15 protein-coding genes and 2 pseudogenes are annotated in these 19,687 nt (G+C 61.8%); 10 read left to right on the forward strand and 7 right to left on the reverse strand.

Going from position 1 to position 19,687, the window contains the following annotated elements:
- Positions 1-86 precede the first annotated feature (86 nt).
- The 5 genes and pseudogenes from lpxD (at position 87) to lpxB (ending at position 4,986) form a co-directional block, all read left to right on the forward strand.
- Positions 87-1,148 carry a UDP-3-O-(3-hydroxymyristoyl)glucosamine N-acyltransferase gene (lpxD, locus tag G359_RS07705; protein WP_045835643.1) on the forward strand — a complete coding sequence of 354 codons (1,062 nt, stop codon included), beginning with the start codon at positions 87-89 and terminating at the stop codon, positions 1,146-1,148.
- A gap of 49 nt (positions 1,149-1,197) precedes the next feature.
- On the forward strand, positions 1,198-1,701 hold the full coding sequence (gene fabZ, locus G359_RS07710; RefSeq protein ID WP_045835644.1) for a 3-hydroxyacyl-ACP dehydratase FabZ: 504 nt from the start codon (positions 1,198-1,200) through the stop codon (positions 1,699-1,701).
- Entirely contained in the window at positions 1,694-2,500 is an 807-nt protein-coding gene (gene lpxA / locus G359_RS07715) for an acyl-ACP--UDP-N-acetylglucosamine O-acyltransferase (RefSeq protein WP_045835645.1), read from the forward strand. The genes fabZ and lpxA overlap by 8 nt, the downstream gene beginning before the upstream one ends.
- Before the next feature lie 20 nt (positions 2,501-2,520).
- Positions 2,521-3,318 (forward strand): annotated as a pseudogene (locus tag G359_RS20885) (LpxI family protein); the annotation flags it as partial.
- Between the two features lie 429 nt (positions 3,319-3,747).
- Positions 3,748-4,986: a lipid-A-disaccharide synthase gene (gene lpxB, locus G359_RS20730; RefSeq protein WP_045837787.1), complete on the forward strand. Its 1,239-nt coding sequence runs from the start codon at positions 3,748-3,750 to the stop codon at positions 4,984-4,986.
- Here the strand turns inward: lpxB and gltA are convergent.
- Entirely contained in the window at positions 4,947-6,257 is a 1,311-nt protein-coding gene (gltA, locus tag G359_RS07730) for a citrate synthase (protein ID WP_045835646.1), read from the reverse strand. The two genes, lpxB and gltA, sit on opposite strands and share 40 nt — an antisense overlap.
- 185 nt (positions 6,258-6,442) lie before the next feature.
- The gene (gene gltX, locus G359_RS07735; protein WP_045835647.1) at positions 6,443-7,984 is read right to left on the reverse strand and encodes a glutamate--tRNA ligase; all 1,542 of its coding nucleotides are present in this window, start codon (positions 7,982-7,984) and stop codon (positions 6,443-6,445) included.
- A 112-nt stretch (positions 7,985-8,096) separates the two neighbouring features.
- Between gltX and G359_RS07740 the strand changes: the two genes are divergently transcribed.
- Entirely contained in the window at positions 8,097-10,433 is a 2,337-nt protein-coding gene (locus G359_RS07740; protein ID WP_045835648.1) for a ComEC/Rec2 family competence protein, read from the forward strand.
- 8 nt (positions 10,434-10,441) lie between these two features.
- On the opposite strand, the gene lexA is transcribed toward G359_RS07740, so the two are convergent.
- Complete coding sequence (gene lexA, locus G359_RS07745; RefSeq protein WP_045837788.1) at positions 10,442-11,170, reverse strand: transcriptional repressor LexA; 729 nt, start codon at positions 11,168-11,170, stop codon at positions 10,442-10,444.
- Between the two features lie 654 nt (positions 11,171-11,824).
- On the opposite strand from lexA, the gene G359_RS07750 reads away from it, so the two are divergent.
- A complete protein-coding gene (locus tag G359_RS07750; RefSeq protein ID WP_156150705.1) occupies positions 11,825-12,130 on the forward strand; it encodes a hypothetical protein in 306 nt (101 codons plus the stop codon).
- A 471-nt stretch (positions 12,131-12,601) separates the two neighbouring features.
- Complete coding sequence (locus G359_RS07755) at positions 12,602-13,552, forward strand: tetratricopeptide repeat protein (protein ID WP_045835650.1); 951 nt, start codon at positions 12,602-12,604, stop codon at positions 13,550-13,552.
- 607 nt (positions 13,553-14,159) lie between these two features.
- Here the strand turns inward: G359_RS07755 and G359_RS07765 are convergent.
- Positions 14,160-14,600, reverse strand: coding sequence for a hypothetical protein (locus G359_RS07765; protein WP_045837789.1), 441 nt, complete (start codon positions 14,598-14,600; stop codon positions 14,160-14,162).
- 195 nt (positions 14,601-14,795) lie between these two features.
- On the opposite strand from G359_RS07765, the gene pdxH reads away from it, so the two are divergent.
- Together pdxH and G359_RS20890 are read left to right on the forward strand one after the other, a co-directional pair.
- A complete protein-coding gene (pdxH, locus tag G359_RS07770) occupies positions 14,796-15,452 on the forward strand; it encodes a pyridoxamine 5'-phosphate oxidase (protein WP_045835652.1) in 657 nt (218 codons plus the stop codon).
- Between the two features lie 432 nt (positions 15,453-15,884).
- Positions 15,885-16,322: pseudogene (locus tag G359_RS20890) on the forward strand (DUF1499 domain-containing protein); the annotation flags it as partial.
- 88 nt (positions 16,323-16,410) lie between these two features.
- Here G359_RS20890 and G359_RS07775 read toward each other — a convergent pair.
- From G359_RS07775 to G359_RS07785, 3 genes are all read right to left on the reverse strand, one after another.
- Positions 16,411-17,319 (reverse strand): MBL fold metallo-hydrolase, encoded by a 909-nt coding sequence (locus tag G359_RS07775; protein WP_045835653.1) that lies wholly within the window; start codon positions 17,317-17,319, stop codon positions 16,411-16,413.
- Between the two features lie 80 nt (positions 17,320-17,399).
- Positions 17,400-18,563, reverse strand: coding sequence for an FAD-dependent oxidoreductase (locus tag G359_RS07780; protein WP_245280118.1), 1,164 nt, complete (start codon positions 18,561-18,563; stop codon positions 17,400-17,402).
- Positions 18,564-18,679: 116 nt separating this feature from the next.
- Entirely contained in the window at positions 18,680-19,582 is a 903-nt protein-coding gene (locus G359_RS07785) for an AraC family transcriptional regulator (RefSeq protein WP_045835654.1), read from the reverse strand.
- Between the last annotated feature and the right edge of the window lie 105 nt (positions 19,583-19,687).

Genomic DNA, 19,687 nt, shown 5'->3' on the forward strand with positions numbered 1-19,687 from the left:
CAGGCACTTGCCAACGTCCTTCCCGTCGTTCATTCAACCCCTTAAACACCGTTAGATCTGAAACCGCGGCGACCGGAGGCGGCGTAATGGAGCATCCCGGATTCTTTGAACGCGCCGGGCCTTATGCACTCTCTGAAGTGGCAGTGGCGGCAGGCGCGGAGATCCTGAGCGGCGCTGACGCGACCGTCAAAATCGATGACGTGCGTCCACTGCACGAAGCGGGTCCAAGTCACATCTCATTCATCGACAACCGGAAATATCTTTCGCAGCTCGATGCGACGAAGGCCGGTGCCTGCCTTGTCGTCCCCACACTCGCGGACCGCGTTCCGGCCGGAACGACCGCGCTCATCACCAAGCAGCCCTATCACGGCTTCGCCCGCGCCCTGGCGCTGTTCTATCCCGATGCCATGCAGCCGATGGTGGCGAGCGCAGGCGCCGCGCCGATCGATCCAACGGCCAAGCTCGAGCCGGGAGTACTGATCGAACCCGGCGCGATTATCGGCCGGGAGGCGCAAATCGGCGCCGGAACCCGTATTGCCGCAGGCGCCGTCGTCGGCGCGCGCGTAACGATCGGACGCGATTGCTTTATCGGTGCCCTCGCAACCGTAACCCACGCACTTGTGGGCGATCGGGTCATCATCCATTCCGGTGTCCGGATCGGTCAGGATGGCTTCGGCTTCGCCATGGGCCGGTCAGGGCACCTGAAAGTGCCTCAAATCGGCCGGGTGGTTATCCAAGATGACGTCGAAATTGGAGCAAATACAACCATAGATCGGGGTGCCCTTAAGGATACGCTTATCGGCGAGGGCACTAAAATTGATAATCTCGTCCAGATCGGGCACAACGTCATCATCGGTCGCCACTGCGTGATCGTTTCGATGTGCGGCATCTCAGGCTCGACCGAACTAGGCGATTTCGTCGTCATGGGCGGCCAATCCGGAACTGTCGGCCACATCAAGATCGGCAGCGGCGCACAAGTCGGCGGGGCGTCCCATCCGACGCATGACGTGCCGCCGGGCGCCCGCTATTTCGGCACCCCGGCGAAACCCCTGCGTGAATCCGCACGTGAACAAGCCATGATCAAGCGGCTCGTCGCGCGCGATAAAGACAGCTATGAGGACGGGGCGCCGGAGCCTGAGGAAGGCTGACAGCCGGCGGGCTCTTCTTTCGAGCGTAATTTTTTTGGAGCACACGACTATGGAAGGCAAGGCTACGGCGGTTAAAACTCTCGGCACCGCGGACATCAACCGCGTGATGAAGCTGCTGCCGCATCGCTATCCGTTCCTTCTGGTCGATCGGATGTACGATATGGACGCGGACGAGAGCTGCGTCGGCGTGAAGAACGTCACCATCAACGAGCCGTTCTTCCAGGGACACTTTCCCCAGTTTCCCGTGATGCCGGGCGTGCTCATCATCGAAGGTCTCGCCCAGACGGCGGGCGCGCTTTGCGTCTCGAACGTCGGCCACGACTACAAGGCCGAGCTCGTCTATTTCATGGGCATCGACAACGCCAAGTTCCGCAAGCCGGTGCTGCCGGGCGACCAGCTCCACTACCACGTGCGCAAGGTCCGCAACCGCGGCCGCGTCTGGCGCTTCAAGTGCGAAGCGAAGGTCAACGGCAAGACCGTGGCCGAGGCCGAAATCAGCGCCATGCTGGCGGACACGGCCGATGCGCGCGCATTTGCGAGCCAAAATGGCTGAAGTGGAAGTCCATCCGACGGCCGTCGTCGAAGACGGGGCTAAGCTGGCCGCCGGCGTAAAAGTCGGACCCTTCTGCGTCGTCGGTCGCGACGTGACGCTCGGCGAGCGCGTCGAACTGGTGAGCCATGTCGTCGTCGCCGGAACGACTGACATCGGCGCCGGCACGCGCATTTTTCCGTTCGCGTCGATCGGCCACCAACCGCAGGATCTGAAATACAAGGGCGAGCCTTGCTCGCTCTCGATCGGCTCGGATTGCATCATCCGCGAAGGCGTGACGATGAATCCCGGCACCGCAGGCGGCGGCTCGGTGACGGTTGTTGGCGACGGCTGCGCCTTTCTGGCGAACAGCCACGTCGGCCACGATTGCCGCGTCGGCAACGGCGTGATCTTCTCCAACAACGTCATGCTCGCCGGTCATTGCAACGTCGGTGATTTCGCGATCATCGGCGGCGGCGCTGCCGTCATTCAGTATGCGCGCGTTGGCCATCACGCTTTCGTCGGCGGCATGTCGGGCCTCGAAAACGATCTCATTCCGTACGGCATGGCGCTCGGCAATCGCGCCTACCTCTCGGGCCTCAACATCGTCGGCCTGCAGCGGCGCGGCTTTTCCCGCACCGACATTCACGATCTCCGCCGCGCCTACCGGCTGCTCTTCGCTGCTGAAGGTACGCTCGTCGAGCGCATGGAAGATGTCGCTGAAGAGTTCGCCGGTCACGCGTCCGTGCAGGAAATCCTCGCGTTCATCCGCCAGGGCGGCAAGCGTTCGCTGTGCACGCCGAAGAACGGCGAAGAGAGCTGAAACCGCCCATGGACGGTCCGATGAAGCGCATCGGGATCATCGCTGGAGCCGGCTCGCTTCCTCTTGAAGTCGCGGAAAGTGTCACGCGCCGCGGCGGCGAAGTTCACGTCGTCATGGTCGAGGGCGCGGCCGATCCCGCGCTCGCGAAGTTCCAGCATACGCTCGTCAATTGGGCTCAGCCCGGACGCGCGATGGCGGCATTCCGGCGTGCAGGCATCAGTCACGCGCTGCTGCTCGGCGGCTATCGGCGCCCATCGTTTCGGACCGCGCGTCCAGATCTCGCATTTCTGCGGCTCGCCCCGGCGGTCGTGAAATTGTTGAAAGCAGGCGGCGACGACGCCGTGCTGCGCGGCGTCCTCGCGCAATTCGAAGCGCTCGGCCTGCACATCGTCGGCGTCGAGGACGTGGCACCCGAACTGCTCGTCGGCGAAGGCAACCTGACGAGAGCCGCGGCCTCGCCGGAGAATGCCGCGGACATTGCGCGCGGCTTCGATCTCGTTGCCGCGCTTGGACGCTACGACATCGGCCAGGCGGCCGTCGTCAGCCGCGGCCACATCGAAGCGATCGAAGGCGCCGAAGGCACGGATCGCATGCTGAAGCGCGTCGCTGAAGCGCGCCGGGCGCGAGGCGACAACGAACGCTACGGTGTGCTCGTCAAGCGCCCGAAGCCCGGTCAGGATCTTCGCGTCGATCTCCCGGCCATTGGCCCGAACACGATCGTGGGTGTCGAAGCTGCTGGCCTCAGCGGCATCGCCGTGATGGCCGATCACGTGCTCGCCGCGAACCGCTCAGAGATGATCGCGCGCGCCGACGAGCGAGGCCTCTTCATCACGGGCATAAAAGCGGGAGAGGGGAAACGCGATACGACAGGCATCCCAGATATCCGAACGCACGCTCTGGGCGATCTCCCGGTCAATCCTTCCGCCGAAAAGGACATCGCACGCGCCGCTGGCGTTCTTTCCGCCTTGTCATCGTTTGGCGACAGCTCGGCTGTCGTCATTGACGGCGGACGCATCCTCGCCGTCGGCAACTCAGAAGACCCCGCATCGGTCGTCGAACGCGTGAGAATCCTGCGCGGCAAGAAAAAGCGCCGTCGCGGCATCCTGGTCGTCGGCGAAAAGTACCCGCTCGACGAAGCGCTCATTCGCGCAGGCGAGAACGCCGACCTCAGCGGTATTGCGATCACCGGCGACGCGGCGGGTCTCGAGACATCTTCAAGTGTCATCCGGTTGGCAAACAGTTCCGCGATGTTCGTCGCCTCTTCACAACCGGGATCAGGACCGAAGCCGTTGAAAATATTCCTCATCGCCGGTGAACACTCAGGCGATGCGCTCGGCGCCAAGCTGATCGGCGCGCTGAAGAAGCAGCATCCCGACCCGATCGCCTTCTCGGGTGTCGGCGGAGAGGAAATGGAGGAGCAGGGGTTCCGTTCGCTTTTCCCCATCGAAGACGTGGCCGTCATGGGGCCAATGTCCATACTGCCGAAGCTGCCGCGCATCGTCCGCCGCGTCTATCAGACCGTCGATGCGGCGATCGCGTTTGCGCCCGATGTTGTGGTCATCATCGACAGCCCCGAGTTCACCCACCCGATCGCGAAGCGCATCAGGAAGCGCGCGCCGAACATCACAATCGTCGATTATGTGAGCCCCAGCGTTTGGGCTTGGCGTCCTGGCCGCGCCAAGAAAATGCGGCCTTACGTCGATCACATCCTGGCGCTGCTGCCGTTCGAGCCGGAAGCGCATGCGCGTCTCGGCGGACCGCCGTGCACGTATGTCGGTCATCCGCTGATCGAAAAGCTCGACGACATTCAGAATGCCGACGCGAACGGCCTGGCGTCTCGCCTCGGTATCGCACCTGACCGCCCGGTCTTGCTCGTTCTCCCTGGCAGCCGCACTTCAGAAGTCGAACGACTAATCGACGTGTTCGGCGAAGCGGTCGCGCGCGTTGCGTCGTCGAAGGGACCGATTGAAGTCATCATCCCGGCCGTCCGCCATCTGCGCGATCGCGTCGCCGCGAAAACAGAAGCATGGACGCCTAAGCCGCACATCATCGATGCATCGGCGACGAACGACAAATACGCCGCCATGCGTCTCGCACGAGCCGCGCTCGCGGCATCTGGCACCGTGACCCTCGAACTTGCACTCGCCGGAACGCCCTCGGTCGTTGCCTACAAGGTCGATAAGGTGATGGCGAACTTGCGCTTCCTGCTGAAGGTGCCGAGCGTCGTCTTGGCGAACCTCGTCATCGGCAAGAACGTCTATCCGGAATATTTGCAGGAAGCCTGCACGGCCGAAAATCTGGCAAACGCCATCGCGCCGCTTCTGAGCGATACCGTTGCCCGCTCCGCGCAACTCGCCGGCTTGAGCCTAGCGCCAGAAAAGCTTCGCCTCGCCGCCTCGAGTCCAAGCGAGGCGGCGGCAGCTGTCGTGTTGTCGGTTGTTGCGGATCAGCCTGCCGGGAAATCGCGGCGCGCCGGCCCGATGTAGAGCTGCCTCGGACGGCCGATGCGCTGCTCCGGATCCTCGATCATTTCCTTCCACTGCGCGATCCAGCCGACCGTGCGCGCGACCGCGAACAGCACGGTGAACATGTCGACGGGGAAGCCCATCGCCCGAAGCGTGATGCCGGAATAGAAGTCGATGTTCGGATAAAGCTTCTTCTCGATGAAGTACTCGTCCTGAAGCGCGATGCGCTCGAGCTCCAACGCGACCTTGAGCAAAGGATCGTCGCCGTGGCCGAGTGCATCGAGAACCTCGTGACAGGTCTTCTGCATCACCTTGGCGCGCGGATCGTAGTTCTTGTACACGCGATGGCCGAAGCCCATCAGCCGGAAGCCGGACGACTTGTCCTTCGCCTTCTTCACGAATTCGGGGACGCGATCGACCGTGCCGATCTCTTTCAGCATGTTGAGCGCAGCTTCGTTGGCGCCGCCATGCGCGGGGCCCCATAGGCAGGCGATGCCGGCCGAGATGCACGCGAACGGATTGGCACCCGACGAACCCGCCAGACGCACCGTCGAGGTGGAGGCGTTCTGCTCGTGATCGGCATGCAGGATGAAAATGCGATCCAACGCACGCGAGATGATCGGATTGACGATGTAGGGCTCGCACGGCACCGCAAAGCACATCTGCAGGAAGTTCGATGTGTAATCGAGATCGTTGCGCGGATAGATGAAGGGCTGCCCCATCGAATATTTGTAGGCCATTGCCGCGATCGTCGGCATCTTGGCGATCATGCGCTGGCTCGCGACCTCGCGCTGCGTCGTATCGTTGATGTCGGTCGAGTCGTGATAGAACGACGACAATGCGCCGACCGTCCCGACCATGACCGCCATCGGATGCGCGTCACGCCGGTAGCCCGTGAAAAAGCGCGTCATCTGCTCGTGAACCATCGTGTGGTTCGTGATCGTCTTCCGGAAATTGATGAACTCGCCGTTCGTCGGCAGCTCGCCGTAAAGCAGCAGGTAGCAGACCGCCAAGAAATTCGTATTTTCCGCGAGCTGATCGATCGGATATCCGCGATACAGCAATTCGCCCTTATCACCATCGATATAGGTGATCGAACTCTTGCAGTTCGCCGTCGACGTGAAGCCCGGATCGTACGTGAAGCAGCCGGTTTCTTTATACAGGCTGGCGACGTCGATGACGTCAGGCCCGATGGTGCCGGAACGCACCGAAAGCTGAACCTGCTTGTTATCGACAGTCAACGTCGCACTGGGCTTCGTCGCGCCCTTTGCAGCTTTGTCGTAAATGTTCATGCTCGCCACCTCGCCCCGGAAGACACGACCGATGCCTGAAGTAACTTATCGCACTCTCCGGTTAACGGCCGGATGTCGGCGGCCCGGAGAACGTTTGGCGGCCTTCACAAAAGCAATCGGCTATTGAAGGATTTAACGGATATTTTGCGGTGCGGCAAGAGACCGTTAAGACGCCAATTGCCCAGCTATCCGGCAGCATCCGCAATCCGGCCCAGGCTTTCCTCGCGTCCTAGCACCTCGAGCACGTTGAACACGGGTGGCGAAACCGCGCGCCCCGTGAGCGCCGCGCGAAGCGGCTGTGCGACGTTGCCGAGCTTCAAACCCTTCTCTTCGGCAAAGGCTTTGACTTTGGCCTCCAAGAACGCCGCGGACCATTCAGTCTCCGGAACCTCCGACAAGAGTTTGAGAACATCGGAGTTCGACGCGCGGCCTTCCGGCCCGAGCAGTTTTGCGGCCTTGTCCTCGAGCTTCAGCGGCCGCTCGGCAACGATGAACAATGCGCCGCCAACGAGTTCCGCGAGAGTCTTCGACCGCTCTTTGAGCGACGGAATTGCCGCTGTGAAATTCCCCCATCCCTTGGCGGCGAAGAGATCCGCGAGAAGCTTGCCTGACAAGACCGCAGGCAGCTGCCGCAGCACTTCGCGCGCGAGCGCAATGTCCGGACGCGGCGGCGCTTTCGGATCAGGAGGCAGCTCAGCCAGCGCCTGAAAATTCAGATGAGGCAACATTCCGCGCACGTGCGCTTCGAGTTCCTCGTCTTGAGCGGCGCGAATGTAGTGCCCGTTCAAATCATCGAGCTTCTTGAAGTCGAGCCGCGCCGGGCTCTTGTTGATGCCGTCGATGTCGAACCAGCGGATGAGATCGTCCGTCGAAATGATCTCGTCGTCGCCGTGGCTCCAGCCGAGGCGCACGAGATAATTGCGCAGAGCGACCGGCAAATAGCCCATGTCGCGATATTCTTCGACGCCCTGCGCGCCGTGACGCTTCGAAAGCTTCGCGCCGTCCGCGCCATGAATGAGCGGCACGTGCGCAAATTCCGGAACGTGCCAACCCATGCCCTGATAGATCTGCGTCTGCCGCGCCGCGTTCGTCAGATGATCGGCGCCGCGGATGACGTGCGTGATCTCCATGTCATGATCGTCGACGACGACGGCGAGATTGTACGTGGGATTGCCGTCGGATCTCAGAATGATCAGATCGTCGAGATCCTTGTTCGGGAATGCGACGCGCCCCTGCACATGATCGTTGACGATCGTCTCGCCCTCGCGCGGCGCCTTGAGGCGAACCGCTGGCTTCAAGTCTTTCGGCGCATCCTTCGGATCGCGGTCGCGCCAGGGCGAAAGGAAGATCTGCGGACGCCCCTCGGCCTTTGCCTTCTCGCGCGCGGCATCGATCTCGGCGGGCGACGAATAGCAGTAATAGGCGGCGCCGCGGGCGAGCAGTTCGTTTGCAACCTCGCGATGGCGATCCGCGCGCGAAAACTGCGAGACGACGTCGCCGTCCCAGTCGAGCCCGAGCCATTTGATGCCGTCGAGGATGGCCGCGACCGCCGCCTCGTTGTTGCGCTCGCGATCCGTATCTTCAATACGCAGCAGAAAGCGTCCACCGCGGCCGCGCGCGTAAAGCCAGTTGAAGAGCGCCGTGCGCGCGCCTCCGATATGCAGATACCCTGTCGGAGAGGGTGCAAATCGCACGATGGGCGCACTCGGTGTAACGGTCTCGGACATTGACCTTTTTGCTCGCCTGCCATTGAGGGAATGAGGCTCCGCTCGTAGCATGTGAGGTGGGACAAGTTAAGAGGGCGGAAATTCCGGCCTTGGCTTGCAACGGGCAGGGGGCATGTCGGTCGAAGCGGCTGGGCTAGAGATCGGATTTCCGGCGCAACCGGAGCGTGGCCTCAGCCGCGCCGCGCTTCTGTTCGACGCCGAACGGGAAAGCTTTTTTCTTTGGGCTCCGGTTTGCCTCGGCGCCGGGATTGCGGCCTATTTCTCACTTTCCGTCGAACCGCCGACGATCATGGCATTCGCGCCCCTCCTGCTGGCGCTCATCCTGCGTTTGACGGTCCGAGCGGGAACACTGGCCGCAGCCATGACGACCGCTTTTGTATTGGCGGGAGCGGGCTTTGCAATTGCAAAGCTGCGTGTCGAAGCCGTCCGCGCCCCAGTCCTGACCAAGGCCCTGCATGGCGTCGAGATCACCGGCACCGTGACGATGGTCGAAGCAAAGATCCCGCGCGGCCAACGGCTCACAATCAGGAAGCCGACCATCGCAGGCCTGACAGCCGATCAAACGCCGGCCGTCATTCGCATCCGGACGATGTCCGCGCGTTCGCCCGCGGCGCCCGGAGATCGCATTCGCATCAAAGCGAACCTGTCGCCGCCTGCGAAGCCTCCGCTTCCGGGTGGCTTCGATTATGCCCGCACCGCTTGGTTCGATTCTGTCGGCGCGGTCGGATACGCATTCGCCGCGCCCGTCATCGAGGGGCATGAAGAGTCCGGCTCGCTTTCGCAGTGGTATCGTCAGACGATCGAAAGCGTCCGCCAGGGAATTGCCGCGCGCATTCGCCAAGCGTTGCCGGGAGAAACCGGCGAGATCGCGCTTGCGCTGATAACCGGAGAACGCGGCGGCATCACCGCTGCGACGAACAACGCCTTCAAGAATTCCGGCCTCTTTCACATCCTGTCGATTTCCGGCCTGCACATGGTGATTGCAGCTGGCGCCGTGTTCTATTCGGTCCGTCTCATGCTCGCCGCCGTCCCGCTGATCGCATTGACGCTGCCGATCAAGAAGATCGCCGCCGCATTGGGAATACTGAGTGCCATCGCCTATCTTGCAATTTCCGGCGGACAGTTCGCGACCGTCCGTTCGGCGCTGATGATCCTGATCATATTCGGAGCCGTGCTTCTCGATCGCCCCGCGTTGGCATTGCGAAACGTCGCGCTCGCGGCTTTTCTGATCCTCATCGTTTATCCCGAAAGCCTGCTGGACGCTGGCTTCCAAATGTCGTTTGCCGCCGTCACGGCGCTGATCGCATCGCACGAAACCTTGAGCAATTTCCTCGGACGTCAGTCGCGCCCGCATCCGGTGCTGAAGGTCGTGAAGTTCTTCGGCGAGATTATTGCCTCGACCCTCATCGCGAGCGTGGCCGTCGCGCCGTTCGCCGCCTACAACTTCCACCAGAGCCAGCAATATGCCGTGCTCGGCAATATGATCGCCATTCCGATCTGCAACATCATCGTCATGCCGTCGGCGCTGCTGGCGATGGTGCTGATACCGTTCGGGCTTGAATGGCTTGGACTGAAGCCGATGGGCTGGGGCATTGAAGGCATGGCCTGGTGCGCGAACAAGGTTGGCGCATTGCCGGGCGCCGTCGGCCACATTCCGGAAATTCCGGCGCTCGCCTTCGCCCTGATGCTCGCTGGCGGAATCTGGCTTTCGCTTTGGCAGACGCGCATTCGGCTTTTAGGCGCGGCTCTCGTGGTTCTTGGTCTGCTCCTCGCGCCGTGGATGCCGCGGCCCGATATCCTGATCGGCCAGAAAGGTCTGATCGCCGTGCGCGACACCTCCGGAAAGCTCTCCGCGCTGCCGAACAAAGGCTCGAAATACGATCTCGACCGCTGGCTCGAATATGACGGCGATGGCCGGACCGCGCGCGATGCGCAAAGCGGTGACGCATTCACCTGCGATGCGGCTGGATGTATCGCCCATGTCAAAGGCGCAACCGTCGCCGTTGCGAACCATCCCGCGGCCATCACCGACGATTGTCTGAATGCCGACGTGCTGGTCATCAATGACCCGAAGCCGGAGGACTGCAGCGTCCCGCGAACCATCATCGATGTCTTCGACCGGTGGCGAAACGGCGCTTATGCGCTCTACGTCGACCGGACCGATGATAGCCCGGAACCGCGCGTGCGCCTCGAAACGGTCGCCGCCCATCGCGGCGAGCGGCCGTGGAGCGTGATGCCGGAGCGCAAGTCGCTTGGATTGCCGAAGCCGCGCATCGTGGAGACGCCGGGGGGAGGGGCACCCCCGCCCGCAGTGGCACGCGCGACCGAAAACCCGGAATCAGATCCCCGAACCCTGGCCGAAGACGACCCGGGCGAGGGGCCCGAACCCGCGAACGACTGGCTCGACGACGCGTCCGCTGACGCGTCTGCCGCCAGCGACGCCCAGTAGCGCCAGCCTCAGTAACGCCTGAGCAGCCCGACGAGCCGCCCCTGAATGTCGATCTGATCCGGCCCGAAAATGCGCGTCTTGAATTCCGGATTGGCCGCCTCGAGCGCGATCGTCGACCCCTTCTTGCGCAGCCGCTTCAGCGTCGCTTCCTCGCCCTCGACGAGCGCGACGATGATGTCGCCGTTCTCCGCGTTGTTGCAGCGGCGGATGATGACGGTATCGCCGTCATGGATACCCGCCTCGATCATCGAATCGCCCTTCACTTCCAGGGCGAAATGCTCGCCGTTCGTTAAAATGTCGGGCGGCACGGCGATGTCGTGGGTGTGGTTCTGAATGGCGCTGATCGGCGTACCGGCCGCGATCCGGCCCATGACCGGGATCGAGACCGTCCGCGCGTCGATGACGTGCGACGGCGGCGGTGGCGAAACGCTCGCACGCGGCCCGGAGCCTTCGATCACGCTCGGCTGGAAACCGCGCTGCGGCGCGATCGAGGAAACGGAGGCGCCTGCCCCCGCGCTTTGATTGTCCGGAAGCTTGATGACTTCGATGGCCCGCGCCCGGTGCGGCAGACGGCGGATGAACCCGCGCTCCACGAGAGCCGTGATGAGCCGGTGAATGCCGGACTTCGACCTCAGATCCAGCGCGTCCTTCATTTCATCGAACGAGGGGGGCACGCCGCGTTCTTGCATGCGCGCGTGGATGAAAAGCAGGAGGTCTTTCTGTTTCTCGGTGAGCATCGCGTTTCGTCTCAAGCCTTCCATGGCTGTGCGAGCGCCGCTGGCCGAAACGCTGACCACCGAACGGCCACCCGCAGGATGACGGTACAAATCGTGTATGTACGCTACACGTTCTTGTCTCGTTCTGCAACCTCGCCCCAACTTATGCAACCCATCGTCGTGCGAATGAAGGGAGGAGTGGCACGAATGTCTCGGCCTCCACTGCGTCCAGCACGGGAACGACAAGTTCGGGCGGACAGCAGCAACTCTCGTCATCCCGGCGCAGGCTGGGATCCAGGCAACGTGAAGCGCACTCGCATGTGCTGTCCCCACGGAGCGACCCGCGTCTGACGTTTTGTTGAGGCTTGTCTGGGTGCCGGCCTTCGCCGGCATGACGGCGGTGGGGGAGAGCAAGCGCTCGCCCGGGATGACAGCAGGAAGCCCATCTCCGTAACAATTCTCGTCATCCCGGCGCAGGCCGGGATCCAGGCAACGTGCAGCGCACTCGCATGTGCTGTCCCCACGGAACGGCCCGCCTCTGACGTTTTGTTGAGGCTTGTCTGGGTGCCGGCCTTCGCCGGCATGACGGCGGTGGGCGGGGCTCGCTGCAGCCATAGCCATCCCTGCCGGCTGGGTCCCGGGTCTCGCAAGCGCTCGCCCGGGATGACAAGCGGGGTGTCGCGGGCGACGTATGAGGCGAACGCTCCAGTTCGAGCGCCTGAATTCCGCCGCCTCGCAGCCGTGCAAAAGCGCCGGAAGCCGTGCGACGGAAAGATGGTCGCCGCCGGTCCAACACCGGCGCAGCAATTCGATTTTCGGCCGTTTGGAGCGGGGCATCGTCGGGCCATGCAGGGTTGGTTCTCGCAGATCGTCATAGGCGTCATCGTCACCGTTTTGGGCACCGTCATCGCGAACGCAGTCACTGGCGGCCGCGCCGGCCATCACTTCGTCCCGAGCTTCCACGCCTCGTCTCGCCACTGATCTCTTCCGCACCGGCGGCCGGCTCCGCGAAAGCGGAGCCGTGTGCGCAATCAATAAGCACGAAGCGGACGGGTTCCGCGGCTGGGTCGTGCAGCAATGAAGTCTCGGAACCGATCCGCTCCGTGACAGACCGAGAACAGGGTCTCGAGCAGGGTCACTTTACGTCAGCGGGATGCTCCGCACACAGGCTTCTCACCCTGTGCGAACCTTGCCGATCGCCTTGTCCGGAAGCGCGCGTCACGCCCCGGGTCGGGCTGCCCCACCCGAGCCCGACGCAACGCCTTGCGCACGAACCCTTCGCCGGATGGGCGACGCGATTATGCGTGAGGAGGCGAGAGCGGGGATAAGTTTTTTTGAGTGGGGGGAATTGCAATTTGGAAAAGGAGGAATGGGGGCTGTACAGATGATCTGCTCTGAGAGAAGTTAACGGAATTGGGTGGGGTCGCGTTGTTGCGTTTGGGGGGCGTAAATATGTTCGAGGAACTTTTGCATTCGGTTTTTGAGCAATGGTCGCACGTCGCGGAGACGTTTTTTCAAGGAATTCAGGCCCCCAAAATATTGAGCTTTCTCATTCCGATCTTTCCGGCGGCCTACGGAGTGTTCATTAAATGGCGCAGCTCGGGATATCGTCTCTTGGACAGGATGGACGAATTCTTGGGGCGGCAAGAGAAGCGCTTGCAGGAGTCGAGAGAGTCCGTTGCGGGTCTGTTTCGTTGTCCTTCACCGGCTAGGGCGCTCGACGAGCCCACTTTTGACTCTCGCTCTGTCAGCAGATCGCTTCGCAAAATGAGTTGGGGCTTCGGAGCTGCGGCTGTCAACGACTTGCACGGAGCTATCGTCATCAGTTCCAATCAAGCTCGCCTTGCGCAGAAGCAACTGGAAGAATTCAAAAGTCGGCAAGCGCTTGCTCACCTCTTGCTGGGCGCAAAGGAAGCCTCAAGAAACTTACAAGATCCGGAAGGACGACGCGCTTCGCGAGAGGCAGCGCTTGAGCATTTTAATTCAGCAATTGAGATCAATAGTGGTGATGTTGATGCAATCGAATACGCCGGGATGATGCTGCTCGAACTAGCAAATCCCGCAGGCGCGCTGTCACGCTTCAATGAGCTGATTGCATTGCGCCAAGCGGACGGTGGGGTTTCGCTTGCCCGTGCATACCGTTTGCAGGCTACCGCTTTCGAAACTCTACCTTCGCCAGCGAATGCCAATGCAAACGCTGCGCTCGGGAATGCACTTGCGGTACTTCCCCCGTCAGAAGCATTGGAACGCGCTCTCACTTTTGAGCATCGGGGAAATGTTAGAGTGAAGCTCGGGTTTCTACCCGCAGCGAATACCTGCTTTCAAAACGCCTTGACCATCTATCAAAGCTTTAGGTCAATGCCCGCAGGTCGCGAAGGCTTGGACGAGTCAATGCTGCGATAGCAAAGATAAATCGCTCGCAGAGCGCCTCCGTTGACACCCCGTCGCAGCAGGATGAGGTGCCACCACCCGTAGGCCCCTCTAATAATTGGCTAACTAGATTTGCAAAGCCCAACGGCTAGCAAAGCCTATTGCAAACGCCGCTCCGCTCGCCAATACCGCATGCCCTGCACTTTGCCAGTGGGCCATCGTCAGCATTTGCGATAGGCCGAGGTTCGTAAACCGAGCTGCGAATTTGCGCTGCTCACGGAGCGAAACTGAAAAGAGAGCCGCGGCTCCAAGCAGCGCTGCCCATATCGGTGCGCCAGCGAACGCAGCGAATGCCGTGAATAGTATCGATGTGAATGCCAGCATTGGTATCCCCCAATTTGGGGTAATGAGCCGTGATTCCCGAAATCCATGCAGCTTCGCGCTGTGAGCGAACTGGAATAACCTGTTGATAACAAGCCAACGCCCAAGCTCCGCTTAAGTTGCGAGCACCAACGCCACCCCAAGCCCGCGCCGGCGGCCGGCTCCGCGCAGCGGAGTCGCCGGCGCAATTAAAAAAGGCAGCTTGCGCCGCCTTTTTCTTTCTCGTTTGGGAGGATCGGTATTCGAAGTTTGGGGAAATTCAGGATTCAAGTTGCCAGATGCCCGTCGGCAAACGGCAGGCGACGATTTCGGTCTCCTTCGTCGTGTCGACGCCGGTCAGCGAGACGACCGCATGGCGGCAGACGCTGCCGCGCGTGTCCTTGAACGATGAGACGGGCTTGACGATGCCGGAGAGGCGTCCGTGCGCGCGGTGCCAGACATAGCTCGAGCCGTCGGCAACTTCCGTCAGGGCGAATTGCACGCTTTCGAGCGCCGCATATTCGTCATCCCGGTCAAGCGCGACCTTGACGCTGGTGAGTTTCGTTTTGTCGTCGAGGGCGCTGGGTTTCGGGCAGGCGGCCGATGCGAGGGGCTGGTCCGCACCCCAGGCAAACCCGTAAGGTAAGAAAATCGCCGCAACCAGCGCGAATGCCGTTGCGCCGGCCGCGGCAGTCGAGAATAGGGACGCATTTGAGGACATGACGCTTACTTTCAACTCAGGCGGAACGCGACGCTCGCCCAACAAGACGATGGGGGGAGTCTGCCTCAGTATGGTTAAAAGGGACTGAACATATGTCGCGGCGTGTGCTGTAACGGGGCGCGCCGCCATCTTGGCAAACCGATTTGAACGCGCGATCTGCAATTGAGACTGAAAATCCAGCGTTGAGCACGCAACATGAGTGACACCGGAACTTCCCAGACCTCGGCTCCCGAAAGGGCACCTGATTTCTCGACCGCCGAAGATCCTTTTCTGCTGTTCGAGACCTGGATGTCGGAGGCAGAAAAGTCCGAGCCGAACGATCCGAACGCGATGGCGCTCGCGACCGTCGATGCGGGCGGAATGCCGAACGTGAGGACGGTGCTGCTGAAGGGACTGGATGGGCCAGGCAGCGCCGATCGCGGCTTCGTCTTCTACACGAACTTCGAAAGCGCGAAGGGCCGCGAGCTGCTCGCAAACCCGAAGGCCGGTCTGCTGTTCCATTGGAAGAGCCTCGAACGGCAGGTGCGCATTCGCGGTCCCGTGTCGCTGGTCTCGCATGGCGAGGCGGATGCCTATTACGCCTCGCGGCCACGGCTGAGCCGCATCGGCGCCTGGGCTTCGCATCAGTCGCGGCCGCTATCGTCGCGCGACGTGCTCGAAGCCAAGGTCCATCATTACGAAGCCAAGTTTCCGGAAGAAGCCATTCCGCGCCCGGCCCACTGGTCGGGGTTCCGCGTTCTCCCGGTCGAAATCGAATTCTGGATGAGCCGTCCGTTCAGGCTTCACGACCGCATCGTCTTCCGCCGCGACGCGCCGCGCGACTCCTGGCAGAAAACCCGTCTCTATCCCTGAGCGACCACAAAAAGCGCGGCTTGTGGCACAATGAAGCTAAGGCGTGAGGATTGACTTGAGGCGCGAATGGTAACGGACCGCATCGACGAACGCCGCCCGAAACGGCGGCTCCGCGACCGTTATCAATCGACGCGGATCTATTACGCAGCCGGCCAGCCGCCGTCTTTTCTCGCGAAGTGGACGAGCCGCATCGCGCTCTTCTCAGCCGTCGCCGCGCTGGTGACGGCGGGCCTGCACCGATTGCATTTGCTGCCCACGCCCGTCGCGTTGACGATCGCCTACATCGTCATTTTCTGCGCGGGCCTTTCGCTGCTGATGGCATTCGTCGCCGGGCTCGATATCTGGGTGACGGGACGGCAGGGCGCGGCGCGCGTGTTCTGCGGGGCGATCGTCGCGCTGGGGCTGCTCGCCATTCCCGCCGGCGTCTGGGCCATGAGTTTCAAGTGGCCGCCGATCAACGACGTCTCGACCGATCTCGACGAGCCGCCGGAGTTCACAGAGGCCAAGGACGAGCGGCCGGCCGACGCCAATCTGACGGACTATCCGGGCGATGCGTTCGCAACGATCCAGCGCGCGCATTATCCCGACCTGAAGAGTCTGGTCCTCCCGCGGCCGACCGAGGAAAGCTACGAGCTGGTGCTGCAAGCGCTCGCCAAGCTCAAGCTGAAAACGACGCTCGAAGTGCCGCCGGAAGATGAGCAGGACGCGCCGGGCTTCATCGAGCTTTCCGACCAGTCGCAGATTTTAGGGCTTGTCGACGACATCATCATTCGCGTGCTGGGCGAGGATGGCTCATCCCGCATCGACGTGAGATCAGCGTCGCGCTATGGCGATATCGATTTCGGCCGTAACGCCGCCCACGTGCGCGCGATCCTGAAGGAAACCGCGAGCCGCTTCGAAGCCTCCGTCCCCGACGTCGACAAGGATACGCGCGCCGCCGTCGACAAGCGCAACAAGCTCAAAGCGGAGAAAGGTCGCGGTCCGGCGTCAAAGGCAGATCGGAAGCGACCAAACCCTTCTCGATTAGATACTCGACGTGCGCCTGGACAGAAAGCGTCGCAGCCGGGATCAGCTGGGGGGCAAGGCCGCGGTAAACAGCGGGGACAATTTGACGAATAGTCGTCGCGCCACCAGTGAGCGCGTCGAGCACGGATTTCTCGCGCCACGTCCGGTGCAGAAGATAGGCTTTCACCGTGCGCTGGGGATCGTTGAGGCGATCGCCGTGACCCGGCAGAAAAACATCGTCCGTGCGATCGAGCAGAATTTCGAGCGATGAGACGTAATCGGCCATGCGCCCTTCCGGCGGCGCGATGACCGTCGTGTTCCACGCCATCACATGATCGCCGGAGAAGACCACCCTGCGGCCTTCGAGCGCGAAGCAGAGATGATCCGGCGCGTGGCCGGGCGTGTGGATCGCGGTCAGCGCCCAGTCGGCGCCAATAATCGTGTCGCCGCCGTTGAGCGCGATGTCGGGCACGAAATCATAGTCGACGAAGTAGCTTCCCGACGGACTGTTCTCGAGCGCCATCTTTCCCGCACCCGGATCGCGCGCATAGGCAGCCGTCACGGCACCCGTTTTCGCCTTGAGCTTGGCGATGCCGTCGACGTGATCGCGATGCGCGTGCGTCGAGAAGATGTGCGTGATCGGCCGACCGGCTGCGGCTTTCAGAATCGCTGCGCGATGCTCCGCGCTGTCAGGCCCCGCATCGATGACAGCGAGAGACGTTGAGCCGACGAGATACGTATTCGTACCCTTGAAGGTGAACGGGCTCGGATTATCCGCGACGAGCCGAATGACGCCCGGTCCCATCGGAGACGGCACGCCATAGGTGAACGCCATCTCTGTTTTGAAATTGAGTGAATCCAAACCCCGTGGGCCCTCGTTGAAACGTGACGCGCTTATAGGGAACTCGGTCGAACTACGAATACCCTGAAATTCGACGCAGGTTAACGTGGCGCGCGATTTCGCACATGCTCCGGCCGGAAACCGAGACCGATGAGACGGCCCGCAAGATGCGCGAGTACGGGCCATTTGGCGATGCCCAGAATAAAACCCGGCGGACCTGATCGCGTCGGCTCAACGGCTTCGCGTTTTCGCCGGTCGCTGCGCATCATGAGCTGCAGCTTTTGCGTGGCCTTCGTCGGAAACGTGCGGCGCGTTTCGACCGCCGCAAGATGCGCGTTGGAAAGACGGCCTTCTTTCAACGGCTTCGTCAAAATGTTCGCGCTCGCAACGGCATCCTGTATCGCGAGGTTAACGCCGACGCCGCCGATGGGCGACATCGCATGCGCCGCATCGCCGATGCAGAGAAGCCCCTCGCGCCACCAGTGCTTCAGGCGATCGATCCTGACGCTCAAGAGATGCACATCGTCGAAGGACCGGATTTCCTGCAACCGTTCTGGCGGCAGCGGCGAAACGGCAGCGACCATCTCCCGGAAGGCTTCGATCCCACCCGCCTTGATCTCGGCATATGTGCCTTTACGGACGACATATCCGCATTGCCAATAATCACCGCGATCGATCATAACGAAACCTTGCCGCGGACCTGCATGACCCATGGTCTGCTCGGGATCGCTCGCCGCATGCGAAAGTTTCATCCAGAGTACTTCGCTTGGGTTCCCGAAGCTCTCGACTTCAAGTCCCGCAAGCTTGCGTGTCACCGAATTCCGGCCATCAGCGCCGACGATGAGGGATGTGGAGAGCGTTAGCGGTCCGTCGGCTGTCAACGCGCGAAGCCCGGTAACCCGATCGCCTTGAATGATGAGATCCGTGACTTCGCTCCGCATCAGCAGGCGAAAGTTCGGATAGCGCTTTGCCTCGCGCGCGAGGAAATCCAAAAAATCCCATTGCGGCATGAAGGCGATGAAACGGTTCTTCGTCGGCAGCCAGGAAAAGTCTGCGATGGTGATGTTTTTCCCGCCGACCTCCGCATTGAGCGTGCGCGCTTGCGTATGCGGAAGTTTCAAAAGCTCATCAGCAAGCCCGAGTTCCTCCATCACCTGCAAAGTCGAAGGATGGATCGTATCGCCGCGAAAATCGCGCAGGAAGTCGCCATGCTTTTCGACGACGGTCACGTCGACGCCGGCACGCGCCAGCAAGAGGCCGAGCATAAGGCCCGCAGGCCCCGCGCCTACGATGGCGCACGTCGTGTTGATTTCGCGTTTCGCGGCAATGTCCTTTTCGATCTCTGAGCTTTCCGAAATAGGTACAGCGCGGGTCTCAACAATCATATCGGACTCCCGAGCGCCATCGATTTGAGATCGATGACGTCGCGTTTGGGTGGCGTGCCGAACATGCGCGCATATTCGCGGCTGAACTGTGAAGCACTCTCATAGCCGACTTGATAGGCCGCGCCCGCCACGTTGATGTCGCCGGCTGCCATCAGGCGGCGCGCTTCCAGAAGGCGCAGCTGCTTTTGATATTGCAGCGGGGTCATCGATGTCAGCGCTTTGAAATGCGCATGAAAGGACGACGGGCTCATCCGCGCGACGGACGCGAGCTGCTCGATGCGGACGGGGCGCGCGAAATCCTCGCGCAAAACTTGGATCGCCTCGGCGAGGCGCCGCGTGCGGCTGTTCGGCAAAACGAGCTTGCAGAACTCGCCGCCGTACTCTCCCGTCAGTAGCCAGAACGAAATTTCGCGCATGATCGTGGGATAGAGCACGGGAATGGCGTTCGGCTTCGAAAGCAACTGTGCAAGCCGCACTGTGCAATCGGCGAGTGGTCCTTGGAGATTGCCGACGAACACGCCGACGCCGCCATCGTCATTGGGAAGAGGCGGCGCCTCCAGCTCTTCCATCACCTCCCGCATGATGCGGAGGTCGAGTTCGAGGATGAGTCCAAGCAGCGGCTTCTCAACACTCGCCTTCGATACCCACCCGAGCGCCGGAATTTCGACGCTGAAGACCAGCGCCTGCAACTCGCCGTAAGTGAGCGTATCATCGTCGAACAGCACCTGCTTTTCGCCCTGCGCGACGATGCACAGAGACGGCCGGTAGACCATGTGACGCGGGAGAGTGGGGCGGCTCGTACGCATGAAGGTGAAGCCCGGGATCGGCGTCTCGAAAACGCCTTCGCCTCCGCCATTCTCATCGGCATAGGTGCCAAGCGCGGTCTTCAAATCGAGCATCTCGAACCTTTCGTTTTGCGGACATTTTCTCGATGATCCGAGCCTTATCATAGGACGAGAGGGCGTGACGCCCAAGCCTGTTAGAGGATTAGGCAAGAAATTCGA

Source organism: Hyphomicrobium sp. 99 (genome assembly GCF_000384335.2).
Taxonomy (GTDB): domain Bacteria; phylum Pseudomonadota; class Alphaproteobacteria; order Rhizobiales; family Hyphomicrobiaceae; genus Hyphomicrobium_B.